Source organism: Aeromonas sp. 95A (genome assembly GCF_051919235.1).
GTDB classification, from domain to species: Bacteria; Pseudomonadota; Gammaproteobacteria; order Enterobacterales; family Aeromonadaceae; genus Aeromonas; species Aeromonas veronii.
Genome location: NZ_JBQBFC010000001.1, coordinates 25,116 through 38,559, shown reverse-complemented (window position 1 = coordinate 38,559; position 13,444 = coordinate 25,116). Strand labels below are relative to the sequence as shown.

The following is a 13,444-nucleotide window of genomic DNA, read 5'->3' as shown; positions in this document are numbered from 1 at the left end:
ACGTTCACGACAGTTAGCCACCCCACCCTTGCGGGTACTTGTAGCCGACGAAACGCTTGGCTGCATAGGCTTTGAAAGCCGCCGAGTTGTAGGCTGCCGCCACATCTTTGGCAAACGGCTGATCCGCATCTGCGCTTTTCACCACCACCCAATTGATAAAATCGTAGCTGCGCTCCAGAAACAGTCCTTCAGTGAACGGGATTCCGCTGGAGGCGGCAAAATTACCGTTGATCACCGAGAAGTCCACATCCTCGCGCGAGCGGGGCAGTTGCGCCGCCTCCAGCAACACCAGCTTGAGATTGTGCGGATTGTTCACCACATCAAACTCGCTCGCCTTGAGCGGGTTGATCCCCTCCTTGAGGGTCAGCCAACCGAGATCCTGCAACATCAGCAGAGCCCGCGCCTGATTGGTGGGATCGTTGGGGATGGCCACCGTGCTCCCCTTTTTCACCTTGTCGAGTGCCGCCAGCTTGCCGGAGTAGAGCCCCATCGGGCCAGTTGGCACTTGGGTAATGGGTGCCAGCGACAAGCCGCGATCTTTGGCAAAACTCTCCAGATAAGGTTTGTGCTGGAAGCAGTTCACATCCAGTGATCCGTCAGCCAGAGCAATATTGGGAGTCACATAGTCGGTGAACTCCACCAGCTTGACCTTATACCCCTTGGCCTCCAGCTGCGGCTTGATGGAGTCGGTCACCATGTCGGCAAAATCCCCCACCGTAGTACCAATCACAATCTCCTGTTTGGTCGGCAAGGACGCATCGGCGGCAACCGCGGAAAAAGAGAGGCTCCCGACCGCCATCGCGGCAATAAAGGTGCTGGCGCCAGCAGTGGCACGCAAGGAAGCAGTGCAAGAAGAAGGTAAGAAGGAACGAAACGGCATAGGGACTCCCTGTCAGGTACGCATCAAGCTATGGGCCTGCGGCGGGGCCGCCCTCAGAAGTAACGCCCTTCACACCGCAGCAATCTAGCCATCCAAACGGCCATTTCAATTACCATAACAGAGCCATCCACCGCCGCCAAGCAATAAACTGCTGGTTCCACCTCATCACCCTTGCTGTCATCCCCGAATGCATAGCGGCTCTCACGTTGGCACACACAACCATGCCGCTCACGTTCAAGAGCGCACGAGCTCCCCTCGGGATTGTCCCGAATCGGGATGGCTGCGGCGAAGGAGAGTCGCGAGAGGAGTGAATTACAGATAAAAAGATCAGTAGTGGGCGGTGAGAACCATTCTCAATAGAACACATAACCAGCGTCATTGGAATACCTACCATAAACCAGATCGGATTTCTTTGAACCTCATTGCGTTTTTTGAAAATGGCTCTTTTTGAACCCCTGCCACCCGTGTATAGATTTCCGTCGCACTCAGGATGGTGCGATCCAAGATGGAGTTAAAAAAATAATGAAGCAAACATCGTTAGCACTGGCGATCACAGCACTGCTGTCGACCCTGCCCAGTGCGCTCGTTCAGGCAAATGAAGGTTGTGCGCCGCTCACCGGCAAGGAGAGCGGCATGGATATCGGACGCAGCAGCACCGAGCGCTGCCTGCCAGGTGCCAATCCCCTGCAGGATCAGCAGTGGTATCTGCTCAACAGCGGCCAGGATGGATTCAGCGCCCGTGGCGGTATAGCGGGCAATGATCTCAACCTCTGGTGGGCTCATCGCACCGGCGTGCTGGGCCAGGGAGTCAATGTGGCCGTGGTGGATGATGGTCTGGCCATCGCCCATCCGGATCTGGCGGACAACGTGCGTCCGGGTTCGAAAAACGTGGTGACCGGCAGCGATGACCCGACACCGACCGATCCGGATACGGCCCACGGCACCTCGGTCTCCGGCATTATTGCGGCGGTGGACAACGCCATCGGGACCAAGGGGATTGCCCCGCGAGCCCAGTTGCAGGGTTTCAACCTGCTGGATGACAACAGCCAACAGTTGCAGAAAGATTGGCTCTACGCCCTTGGCGACAGCGATGCCAGCCGCGACAACCGGGTGTTCAACCAGAGCTACGGCATGAGTGTGGTGGATCCCCGCTCTGCCAACTCTCTGGATCAATCCCAGCTTGATCGCCTGTTTGAACAGCAGACCCTCAAGGCGCAGGGCGCGGCCTATATCAAGGCTGCCGGCAACGGCTTCAACAAGATAGCGGCGGGCGGCTATGTGCTTAACCGCACCGGCAATGGCCCCAAATTGCCGTTTGAAAACAGCAACCTCGATCCCTCCAACAGCAACTTCTGGAACCTGGTGGTAAGCGCTCTCAACGCCGATGGCGTCAGATCCTCCTACTCCAGCGTCGGCAGCAACATCTTCCTGAGCGCGACCGGCGGCGAGTACGGTACCGACTCTCCGGCGATGGTGACCACGGATCTGCCCGGCTGCGACATGGGTTACAACCGCACCGACGATCCCAGCACCAACCGGCTGCACGGCAACCCGCAACTGGATGCCAGCTGCGACTACAACGGCGTGATGAACGGCACCTCCTCCGCCACCCCCAGCACCTCCGGCGCCATGGCGCTGCTGATGTCCGCCTACCCGGATCTGTCGGTACGTGACCTGCGGGATCTGCTGGCGCGCAGCGCAACCCGGGTCGATGCCACACAGAAACCTGTGATGGTCAGCTACACCAGCAGCACCGGCAAGGTGCGTGATGTGAAAGGGCTGGAAGGGTGGGAGCGCAATGCCGCCGGCATGTGGTTCAGCCCCACTTACGGTTTTGGTCTGATCGACGTCAACAAGGCCCTTGAGCTGGCTGCCAATCACCAGCCCCTGCCCCCGCTGGTACAGCTGCCATGGCAGAAGATCAATGTCACCGGCAGTGCCGCCGCCATTGCGGATGTGGGCAACAGCCCGACCAGCTCAACAACCCGCATCGCGACACCATTGACGGTAGAAGCGGTTCAGGTGATGGTGAGCCTGGATCACCAGCGTCTGCCCGATCTGCTGATCGAACTGGTCTCCCCCGCCGGCACCCGCAGCATCCTGCTGAGCCCCTTCAACAGCCTGGTCGGCCAATCTCTCGACCAGCAGCAGCTGGGCTTTGTACGAACCAAGGGATTGCGCGACATGCGGATGCTATCCAACAAGTTCTACGGCGAATCGGCGCAAGGCACATGGCGACTGGAAGTAACCGATGTTGCCAACGGTACCCGTCAGGTCTCTCTGCTCAATCGCGAGACTCGTGAGCGTACCACCCTGACCGAGCGCAACAATCGCCAACCGGGCAAGCTGATCTCATGGTCCCTGCGGGTCCTGGGTCACGATGCCAACCGCAGCTAACACGCTAGGAGTATTACCATGAACAAACCTGTTACCTTGCTTCTGGCAACCCTGCTGGCCCCCCTCTCGGGACAGCTCTGCGCACAGGAGTCCATCACCATGGATGGCAAGCAGTACAGCACCATAGAGGTGAACGGCCAGACCTACCTCATTCCTGACAACGGCAGCAAGAAGCGGGTCGCCCGCAGCCTTGACAGCAAGGTCCCGCAACAGACCCTGCGCCGCGGTGACGTGTTGATGCAAGGGGCCGCCAGCCCGGAGCTGACTGTAAGCGGCACCCTGCTGGTGGAAGCTGACGATGCCAGCGCCAAGGCGCTGGCGACTCGCCACGGCTTGAACTTCAAGCAGAGCAGCGGCGGCATCGCCCTGCTGGAGGCCAAATCGGGCACCGATCTCAACGCCATCGCCACCAAGCTCAAGAGCGAAGGGGTGAATGTGCAGATCGAGCTGTCAGGGGCCGAACAGCAGCCAAAATAGGCAAATGATGGAAAATACGAAACCACTTTGATGTCTGCATCTATATCTAAAATATCGAGGGGGCTTGAAAGCCCCCTTGTCATTACTGATATCACTCTGGTCCCTAAAAGCGCCAACTTAATACATCCGTGAAGACTGTCGATCTCGCCTGAATGGATAAAAAGGCCCCTATCGGGGCCATTTTCAGCATTTAGTTCAAGATAATGGGAAGGCAGGATGAACAAATCCCTGGTAACCATCGATATGCAACTTGGAAAGCAGTTCCACTTGATGTTGATCCTCGACACGGGTCGCAATGGTGGTCACACCGGCATTGTGTGCGGCGCGACACACTGCTGCCAGGAATGAGGTGTCTGCCCCCGGCTCCATGACCTGACTGGTATAACCGTGATCGACCTTGACATAAGCAGGCGACAACTCCTCCAGATAGCCCAGAGACTGGAAGTGACGACCATAGTGGTCAACCCCCCACTGGAAGCCATGAGCTTGCAAGGTGCCCACCAACGCAGCCACGTTGTCTTTATGTTTCATGATGGCAGCTTCAGGTATTTCAAATAACAACCGCTCTTTGAGCTCTGCATGTTCGGTCAGATAGCGCGTCAGCCAGGTTAAAAACTCATCCGAGCAGAGCGAGCCAGCAGTGATGTTGATCGCCAGTACCAGATCAGACTGTTTTTGCAGTAATGGAACGCAAGCATCAAGCACCGCCTGGTCAAACTCGCCCCCCAATTTGAACTGTTCAATCGCGGGCAAGAACTGACCGGCAAAATAATCTGTGCCATCCCGAGAGATAGAAGCAAACAGCTCGGCATGCAACCTTGCTCCATTATCAAACCGGCAAGCTGGTTGGGCTTTGAAGCGCCAAAGTTGACGTGAAATGGCATCTTGTACCAGATCTCGCCAGGCCAAACGCCCCATCAAACCTTGCTCAGTCCCCCCTTCCATCACCACAGCACCGCGGCGTTCATTGCGCGCCTTGCCAAGCGCATTATCGGCTTTGGTCAACAAGGCAGAGAGATCATCATTGCCATCACGACCGGCAATACCAATGACGGAGAGCGCATCCCCTTCGCCCATTGGATTCACCACCAGATCAGCAATGCGGCTATTAATCACTTCAGCCAACTCTTTTAGCTGAGTCAGATCGTCAGTTGGACAGAGCAGCGCATATTCCGTCGCGGAGATCCGTGCCAAGGCGGCGCCATCCCACCCTTTTAATTGCTCTTTCAAAGCCTGAGCTATCGATTTGACCATGTTGTCACGGGCAGCAAAGCCTTCATCGCGATAGATATCATCCAGCATGTCGACCGCAACCAGCATGACGCCACCTTGGCCAGCCTCCGCTATCCATGCGTTTACCTGACCCACAAAATAGGCTCGGTTGCCAAGCCCCGACACGGCATCGACATAAACCCGCTCACGCAATTTCTCGGCCTCATCGGCTTGCTCTTTGAACTGCAACGCCAACTTGCTTGAGAGGGTGTTGATCGCCTGAACGACCTGCTTCAATTCATGAGTTTTAGGCTCCGGGATCGTATGACCGAAATGGTGCAGCTCGATCTCTACGGCTTGATCACAGATCTGTTTGAGTGGCTTGAGCAAGTAGTTGAGTGCTCTCATCAACAAAATGGTGGTGATCAAAAAGCCGACCAGAAACCAGCTCGCCAGCTCACTCATCCCACGCCACAACTCGTAATAAGCCTGGCCGGGGTGACCCACTACTTTTAATTTTCCAAGCTGCAACCAGCCAGACGTCAGAATTGACTCGTTAGATACCTCAGGAAACAGTCCCAATTTCACAAACCACTGCGGCACCCCCTGAATATTGTTGGTATTTTCCTGCTCGATGACATCCTTTGATGCCAGCAGATCAAGGCGAACCAGTCGATAATAGCCACCATCAAAAATGGCCTGGATCACCGACTCGGCACCAACCTTGTCACCGTTTTCCAGATAGGGGGTGAGCGCAAGCCCCAGTGAGGTTGCCGTATTGATGACCGTTGTTTCCTGTTGCTGCGCCAGATAAGTGCGGGTTGAATTGAATTGCACCCAGTATGTGGCCGCAAATAACAATCCAAACAGCAGCAGCATAGTGGCTAATAACTGTCGATAGAGCGTCATAGGTTAATCATCCAAATTCACCACTGGCCGAGCCAATCGCCCCGAGGTCATGCGATTGCGTAAATCATTCCATAATCCCAAGCGGGATGATTGACCAGCCAGTTCCCCTTGGCCTCGTGCCTTCATCAACCACAAGTGACTACCGTTAAAACTGTAAATAGGCACCAGATCACGCCGCTGTGTGGCAGGGCGAATCGAGCCTATCAAATTATCCAAAATCACCGGAACGGAAGAGGGTGTCTCATAATATGCCACCACCATGTGAAACTGGTTGTAATCAAGAGCCTTGACGTACACCATCCGCATTTTATCATCCGGGATCCCAAGCTCGAGCAGCGTAGAGTATTTGGCGATACTGAAATCTTCACAGTCTCCCCCGGCGGCTCCCAAAAATTCCAGCGGGGTTGCCCAATAATCCTTTTTGCGCCACAACTTGATATCGTCAATAAAACGCATCCGATTGAAAAAATTATTAACCCGCTCAAGCTTTTTTTCTTCGCTCAGGGCCCTGCCCTTCGTCTCCATGACCAACATACGCCAACTGGTTACACGCTTGCCGGCTCTGGCGCCATAGGTCTGCTCCGCCCGCTTGATCAAGTTGAGATCTTCCTGTGGCAGAGGCTGACTGGCACAGAGCAGAAGTGAGAAGGGTAACAGCAGGATCCATAAGGAGTGGCGCAAAGCGCGTAGCGATCGGTATCTCCATTCATTGAGAAGATAACACCATCGGCTACCGGTACCACGCTGGAGTGTCACGTCATATTCCTGCTGCATTATTACTACTGCACTCCTCAAAGCCCGTACAACAACCTGCGTTAGCCAAACATGGTGACTGCCAGCAGCAGTCACCATGTTGGCGTTCATGATCCCTGCGGGATCATGAACAAACGGTTATTGCCTGGCCTGCCATTCAGCGGGTTGTTTGACGCTAAATGCATTGAGCAAGCTGCCTGTCGCGTTGAGAATGCGATAGTCCGCCAGCAGTGCATCATACTCGGCAGTGATATAGCTGCGACGCGCCTCAAACAGTTCGTTCTCGGTGTTCAATACGTCCAGCAATGTCCGTTGACCCAACCCAAACTGCTTCTTGTACGCCTGTACGGTGTCATAGCTGGCGTCAACATGCTCTTTCAGGAAGGTCTTTTGCTTGGCCAACGACTCTTTCGCGTTCCAGGCCAGACGAGTGCCTTCCTCCACTTGGCGGAACGCATTCAAATGAATGTCTTTCGCCTGAGAATAGAGCGCCGATGTTGCATTGCTCTCTGCCACATCAGAACCGCCACGGAACAGGTTGTAACGCATCCGCACCATTGCGGTCAGATCATCGTTGCGCCCTTTTACCGCATCGATATCCTCATTCCAGTTCTGATCGACCTCGAATGTTACATTCGGGTAGAAACCGGATTTGGCGCCTTCATGTTGATACTTGGCCGCTTCGATATCCTGCAGGGAAGAGAGCAGGGTCGGGTGGACTTCGGTCGCCGTTTTCAGCGCACTATCGAGGCTGGTCGGGATAAGTTCGGTATTGGGAACCGGCTGAACCAGATCTTTGGGCACCTCGTTCACGACACGAATAAATTCACTCTCTGCGTCGCGATAGTTGTTTTCAGCCGCAGCCTGATTTGAATAGGCCCTGGCAACACGACCTTCAATCTGGGTCTGATCCGCAGTAGAGCCAAGCCCTGAATCAGTCCGCTTGCTGATGTCGCTGCGGATCTGTTCGTGGGTTTCCAGGTTCTGTTTGGAAAGCTCCAGGATCTCCTGCTGACGCAGCATATTGAGGTAGACCTCAGCTACTCGAAGCGCGGTATTCTCTGCTTCAGAGATCATCGCCAGACGCTGGGCATTGGCTTCTGCTTCGGTTCTGGAGACGTTGTTGCTGACATCAAAGCCATCAAACAACATTTGCCGCAGGCTGAGTCCAGCCTCTTTGCGAGTCAACGAGTCATCACTAGTTGGATCACGACGCGTTGAAGGGCTATCAGTTTTTTCATAGCCTACGCCGCCACGCAGATCGATCGTAGGATAATAGCCACCCTTGGCTCCATCATGCTGATAGAGTCGTGCCTGATACAGATCAAACGCTTCCTTTATCTTGGGATGCGTAGCAAGTGTCTGTGCCACCGACTCTTCCAGAGTCTGGGCCTGACCCAAACTCGGGATCAGGATGCAGCCACTGACCAGCATGGCAACAATCGTTTTTTTCATGTTATCTCCAGTCATGTTTTGTTTTTAGATTGTTGGCTTATCGTTCTCTCAGTGCCGACTGCTTTGCCCGTAAAATCGGCTTAAGCAAATAGTCTAGGACACTTTTTTTACCAGTAATGATATCAGCACTGGCTAACATACCGGGGATGATGGGAAGTGCGTTAAGCTCATCGCCCAAGTAACTCTTCTCTGTTCGAACACGAACCAGATAAAAGGAGTTCCCCTCCTCATCCTGGATAGAATCCGCACTTATCTGTTCAACCTTGCCATGCAATCCTCCATAGATTGTAAAGTCGTAGGCAGTAATCTTGACGATGGCATCCAGCCCCGGTCGCAGGAAGGCGATATCTTTCGGTGACACCTTGGCTTCTACCAGCAAAGTATCCTCCAGCGGCACAATCTCCATCAGATCCATGCCGGGCTGAACCACGCCGCCCAGGGTGTTGATCTTGAGCTTCTTGATGGTGCCCTTGAGCGGTGCAATCACGCTGGTCCTGTCGACCCTGTCTCGCAAGCCAACCTGCCCTTCTGACAACTGGCCAAGTCGCCCCTGCTTCTCGTTCAGTTCAGTCTGGGAGTCTGCTCTGAATTTTAGCGCAATATCATTACGCTTGGAGATGGTCTCACGCAGTACCGAATTGAGTTTTGGGATCAGCAGACGGTTGCTCTCCAGCTCCCCCTGCATCTCGTTGACCTGCCGCTCCAGCTTGATTAGCTCCACTTGAGGCACTATACCTTCTTTCGCCAACGGGCGGCTAATATTCAGTTCCTGTCTGGCCAGATCCACACTGCGATTCACGGTGCGGATCTTGGCATTCAGTTCAATCAGCTCCTGCTCTTTCTGTTCGATTTGCTGACCAAGAATATAGAGCTGGTTCTTCAGGTTATTGAGGCGATCCCGCTGTACAGACCGCTCACGGTGTGCGTATTCGGCAAAGACGGTTTCATAACCATCGGGAAACTGGATTGGCGCTTCACCTACCACGACCTGTTCACGCCACCCCAGTGCCGGGTCGTTTTTCACCTCGACGCTGGCCATCTCGGCGCGCAGACGGGCCACATCCCCCTTCAGGGTGACGACCTCTTGCTCCCGTTCTCTAAAGTCGGAGCGGAAACGGGTGTCATCAATGCGCAGCAGCGGCTGCCCCTTTTCGACGATATCTCCCTCTTTGACGAAGATCTCTTTGACGATCCCCCCTTCCAGGTTCTGGATCACCTGCAGCTGACGGGATGGAATAACCTTGCCCTGACCCACGGTGACTTCATCCAGTTCGGCCCAGGCCGCCCAGACGATGGCACTCATGAAAAAGAGGAAACAGCACCACAACAGGATGCGAGCTCCGGTCGGCGTGGTCAGCAGTACAGCTGCCGCGCCGTCATCGACAAACTCCAGATGCTCGGGTGCTGGCAATACCTCGCCGGAAGGCATCTTTTTGCTGCGCTTGAACCAGTCCATGAGCCCCTTAACCATGGGACACCTCCTGCACGCGCACCTTGCCTTCCTTCAACTGCTGCAACACCACCTCTTTGGGGCCATCAGCAACGATCTGCCCCTGCTCGATAACGATCACTCGCGATGCCACATCCAGCATCGAGGTTTTGTGAGTGATGAGGATCAATGTGGTTTCCGGGCCCAGTCTGGCGAGCTCCTGTTTGACCTGCATCTCGGACTGGTTGTCCATGTTGGAGGTCGGCTCATCCATCACCAGAATGGGGGGATCATTGAGCAGGGCGCGTGCCAGCAGGATCGACTGACGCTGGCCACCGGATAGCTGACGGCCACCCTCGCCTATCTGCCGATCCAGCCCGTTAGGATCCCGGTTGGTAAAGTTGGTGACACCCGCCCGCTTGGCTGCGCGCAAGACTCTCACATCATCCACCAGCGGATTACCCAGCATGATGTTGTCCCGCACCGATCCGAAAAAGAGAATGACATCTTGCGGAACACAGCCGATATTGCGACGGATCACCGCAGGTGGCAGTTGATCGAGTTCAAAGCCGTCGATACGTACCGAGCCATCGGTCGGTCGATACAGTCCCATCAACAACTTCTCGAGGGTCGTTTTACCCGCCCCAATCCGGCCGATAATCGCCACCTTTTCGCCCGGCTGAATGCGCAAATTGATATTGTGCAGAGTGCTGGTTTCCATTCCCGGATATTTGAAGGATACATTTTCAAATTCAATGCGACCGGCAATCACCGGATGATGGATATATTGCTTGCCCTCCTCCTGCTCCCCCGGGGTTTGCATGATTTTTTCCAGAATATCCAGTGCTGACTTGGCCTGGTTATAACGGGTCGACAACACGGAGAGTTGCACCATGGGCGCAATGGCGCGGCTGGAGAGCATCACGGCGGCAATCATGCCCCCCATGGTGACCAAACCTTCTGAGATCTGGTAAACACCGACGATCACCAGACCGACCGTCACCACCTGCTGGATATAACTGGCTAGCGAGGACATGGAGTTGGTAATGCGGCGGGTCTGTACGCCCCAGGTGGAAATATGGGAAACGGCCTGTTCCCAGCGATGCTGGAACATGCTCTCGGCGCCGAAAATCTTGACGGTTTCCAGCCCGGAAATACTTTCAATCAGGTTGGCGTTCTTCTGGGACGCAAGGCGCGACCCTTCTTCGATGGACTGCTTGAGGGGCTCCTGAATATAAAAGCTGTAGGCGATGAGGATCAGCATGGCGACGATGGGAACCACCACCATTACGCCTGCAAACATCCAGATAATAAAAAGGAAGAAGACGGCAAAGGGCAGATCGATAAGAGTAGAAACCGTTGCGGAGGTGAAAAACTCCCGCACCGATTCAAATTCCTGCAGATGTTTTGCGAACGCGCCAGTGGAAGCGGGACGAGACTCCATCCTCATGCCCATCACCTTGGCGAAAATCTTGGCGGACAGTAGCACATCAGACTTTTTGCCAGCGATATCGATAAAGTAACTGCGCAACTGCCGCATCACAAAATCAAAGGTAAAGACCACCATAGCCCCGACCGCCAGCACCCAGAGTGAATCAAACGCCAGATTGGGCACAATCTTGTCATAGACGTTCATGGTGAAAAGAGGGCTGGCGATGGCAAACAGGTTGATCAGAATGGAGGCGATCAGCACATCGCGATAGATGCCGCGGGATTCGAACAAGGTGCTCCAGAACCAGTGTCCATCACGGGTTTCAAGCACCTTGGGCGAGCGTTCGTCAAACTTGAACTGCTTCTTTACATAGAAGAGGCGCCCCAGATACTCATCACCCAACTGGGCTGAAGTCAGCCATTGCGCGGCATCACCGGCCTGCGGGAAAATCACTTTCCCCTGGCTGCGATCTTCGTTCCACTCCAGCAAAATGCAGGCGCCACCACTGCGCATCTGCAATACACAAGGCAGCAGCAAGGGAGAGATATCAGCCAGTGGCTGTATCACTTCACGGGCGGATAACCCGCCCCGCTCGGCAGCACGGCAAAAGAGTGCGGTTGTCAGGCGTCCGGAGACCAGTGGCAACCCGGTCGTCAGGGCATCCTGACTGTTGGGCACACCATAAAAACGGGTCAAGAAGACCAGACACTCCAATAACTCATCAATACGACTTGTTTCTGCTTGCATAGCATCCTGTCACTGCATAAATGAGGTAGATAAGAGCGTTCATCGCTCATATTTCCCTGCTATAGCCACGCTAAAACCGAGTGGCCTTCCCGCTGATGAGACTGATCAGGGGATAAACCTGTCCAGATAGATCGCGACACTCATCGCCAATTTCCCGGCACAGCAGCAATGGCGGCATGATTCGTTATTGGTAAAAATAATCGGCTCATCAATACCATGCTAACACTGCAATCAGGGTGAATGTCGGAGTTAATTGATAATGACATTTATTATGGCGCACCACTATATCAACCGGCACGTACCAAAACTATAGTTTAGGGTATGAAGTTTTTTATATAACCCTATGTTTTACGTGAAAATAATAATCTGGTGCTCAATTATAGGTCAGGAAGTATGAAGGGTCTGCCCAACGCGTGACCTTGCGGGCCGCTCAATGAGAGTGCTTTGGCAATATCCGCCATGGCCGTCCAGCGATTTTCACACCAGGCTGGCGCCAACAGAGTTGGACGGCGCGCGGAGGCCGAAATCCGGTGATACACCACCTCGGGCGGCGTGTGCTGGATCATGGCGACAGCGGCTTCCACATACTGCTCCAGCGTCAATACCTCAAGGCGCCCCGCCTGCCACGCCTTGCCGAGAGTACTGCCCTCTACCACATGAAGCGGATGCAACTTGATCCCCTCAACACCGGTCTCAACGATGCGATGCAGGGTATCGAGGCTGTCCATCGGCACTTCGCCCGGCAGGCCGACGATCAGATGAGCACATACCTTGATGCCGCGCTGATGGGCACGTCTTACCGCATCCTCATAGGCGGCATAACCATGGCCGCGGTTGATCCGTTGCAGAGTCTTGTCGTTGGCGCTTTGCAGCCCGAGCTCCAGCCACACCTCGTAACCCCGGGCCTGATAGCCCGCCAACAGATCCAGCACCGCATCCGGCACGCAATCGGGACGAGTGCCCACACAGAGCCCCACCATATCGCTCACTGACAGCGCCTCTTCATACATCCGCTGCAGATATTCGACCTCGGCATAGGTGCTGGTATAGGCCTGAAAATAGGCAAGATAGCGCTTGGCACGGGTGACTTCGTCCCGGCGAGCCAGCAGTTGTTGCACCACGGAGAGTTGCTGAGCCGACTCGTCAGCAAAAGAGGATACGTTGCAGAAGGTGCAGCCACCACGGCCCAGGGTGCCGTCACGGTTCGGGCAGGTGAAGGCCCCGTGGATGGAGAGTTTGTGGATCTTCTGACCATGACGCTGCTTGAGATCCTGACCGAATGTATTGACGAGTTCGTGTAACTGCATGACACCTCCGCTAAAGGAGCGCCATTGTACGAGCTTGCGCAAAACAGGGGCTGAGCTGGATCAAGCTAGCGGAGAGGGGAAAACATATAAATACCCGACCAATTTTGAATAAATATAGAGAAAAAGCGCAAAAAAAGGATTTTTACAGTTCTTTGACGATTCAAACAGTAAACATCCATATGAAAATGAGACCTGATAACCCACTGTTGAACAATGAAAAATTCAAAGAGACCCGACAGCACACAATTGCAAGCATGGGATATTGAAAATGTGATCCCTTCCGCTGTCGGCCACATCGGGTTGGTAAAATTACTACATTCGCCCATCGTCGCCGAGCGCACCATTGAGCCCGTCAATGGCGATATATTTAACCAACAAAATCAAGCAACACAGAATAAATACTCCATAACTGCGAGCGAATCCCCCTAACCCGACATTTTGTTATG

Annotated in this window: 9 protein-coding genes; 2 read left to right on the top strand and 7 right to left on the bottom strand. The window is 54.4% G+C overall.

Translation table 11 applies throughout. From position 1 onward, the window contains the following. Positions 1 to 13 precede the first annotated feature (13 nt). On the bottom strand, positions 14 to 799 hold the full coding sequence (locus tag ACTG2U_RS00140; RefSeq protein WP_429011565.1) for a MetQ/NlpA family ABC transporter substrate-binding protein: 786 nt from the start codon (positions 797 to 799) through the stop codon (positions 14 to 16). Positions 800 to 1,402: 603 nt separating this feature from the next. Here ACTG2U_RS00140 and asp point away from each other — a divergent pair. Beyond that, positions 1,403 to 3,277: a serine protease Asp gene (asp, locus tag ACTG2U_RS00135; protein WP_429011491.1), complete on the top strand. Its 1,875-nt coding sequence runs from the start codon at positions 1,403 to 1,405 to the stop codon at positions 3,275 to 3,277. 18 nt (positions 3,278 to 3,295) lie between these two features. Next, positions 3,296 to 3,754 (top strand): serine protease chaperone, encoded by a 459-nt coding sequence (locus ACTG2U_RS00130; RefSeq protein ID WP_064342001.1) that lies wholly within the window; start codon positions 3,296 to 3,298, stop codon positions 3,752 to 3,754. Positions 3,755 to 3,949: 195 nt separating this feature from the next. Here the strand turns inward: ACTG2U_RS00130 and ACTG2U_RS00125 are convergent, their stop codons facing one another. From ACTG2U_RS00125 to ACTG2U_RS00100, 6 genes are all read right to left on the bottom strand, one after another. Further along, positions 3,950 to 5,875: an EAL domain-containing protein gene (locus tag ACTG2U_RS00125; protein WP_088869235.1), complete on the bottom strand. Its 1,926-nt coding sequence runs from the start codon at positions 5,873 to 5,875 to the stop codon at positions 3,950 to 3,952. Positions 5,876 to 5,878: 3 nt separating this feature from the next. Beyond that, positions 5,879 to 6,631 (bottom strand): transglutaminase-like cysteine peptidase, encoded by a 753-nt coding sequence (locus ACTG2U_RS00120; RefSeq protein WP_005350994.1) that lies wholly within the window; start codon positions 6,629 to 6,631, stop codon positions 5,879 to 5,881. Positions 6,632 to 6,766: 135 nt separating this feature from the next. Beyond that, positions 6,767 to 8,083 (bottom strand): TolC family outer membrane protein, encoded by a 1,317-nt coding sequence (locus ACTG2U_RS00115; RefSeq protein ID WP_058059334.1) that lies wholly within the window; start codon positions 8,081 to 8,083, stop codon positions 6,767 to 6,769. A gap of 37 nt (positions 8,084 to 8,120) precedes the next feature. Then, entirely contained in the window at positions 8,121 to 9,554 is a 1,434-nt protein-coding gene (locus ACTG2U_RS00110) for an HlyD family type I secretion periplasmic adaptor subunit (RefSeq protein WP_335812239.1), read from the bottom strand. Then, the gene (locus ACTG2U_RS00105; RefSeq protein WP_106843946.1) at positions 9,547 to 11,691 is read right to left on the bottom strand and encodes a type I secretion system permease/ATPase; all 2,145 of its coding nucleotides are present in this window, start codon (positions 11,689 to 11,691) and stop codon (positions 9,547 to 9,549) included. The genes ACTG2U_RS00110 and ACTG2U_RS00105 overlap by 8 nt, the downstream gene beginning before the upstream one ends. A gap of 377 nt (positions 11,692 to 12,068) precedes the next feature. Continuing rightward, positions 12,069 to 12,998 (bottom strand): TIGR01212 family radical SAM protein, encoded by a 930-nt coding sequence (locus ACTG2U_RS00100; protein WP_005337371.1) that lies wholly within the window; start codon positions 12,996 to 12,998, stop codon positions 12,069 to 12,071. Positions 12,999 to 13,444 lie beyond the last annotated feature (446 nt).

Bases quoted from the DNA above. Each gene is read 5' to 3' on its own strand.
- ACTG2U_RS00140 (WP_429011565.1), bottom strand. From the start codon at position 799: ATGGCGGTCGGGAGCCTCTCTTTTTCCGCGGTTGCCGCCGATGCGTCC.
- ACTG2U_RS00105 (WP_106843946.1), bottom strand. From the start codon at position 11,691: ATGCAAGCAGAAACAAGTCGTATTGATGAGTTATTGGAGTGTCTGGTC.
- ACTG2U_RS00115 (WP_058059334.1), bottom strand. From the start codon at position 8,083: ATGAAAAAAACGATTGTTGCCATGCTGGTCAGTGGCTGCATCCTGATC.
- ACTG2U_RS00100 (WP_005337371.1), bottom strand. From the start codon at position 12,998: ATGCAGTTACACGAACTCGTCAATACATTCGGTCAGGATCTCAAGCAG.
- ACTG2U_RS00130 (WP_064342001.1), top strand. From the start codon at position 3,296: ATGAACAAACCTGTTACCTTGCTTCTGGCAACCCTGCTGGCCCCCCTC.
- ACTG2U_RS00125 (WP_088869235.1), bottom strand. From the start codon at position 5,875: ATGACGCTCTATCGACAGTTATTAGCCACTATGCTGCTGCTGTTTGGA.
- ACTG2U_RS00110 (WP_335812239.1), bottom strand. From the start codon at position 9,554: ATGGTTAAGGGGCTCATGGACTGGTTCAAGCGCAGCAAAAAGATGCCT.
- asp (WP_429011491.1), top strand. From the start codon at position 1,403: ATGAAGCAAACATCGTTAGCACTGGCGATCACAGCACTGCTGTCGACC.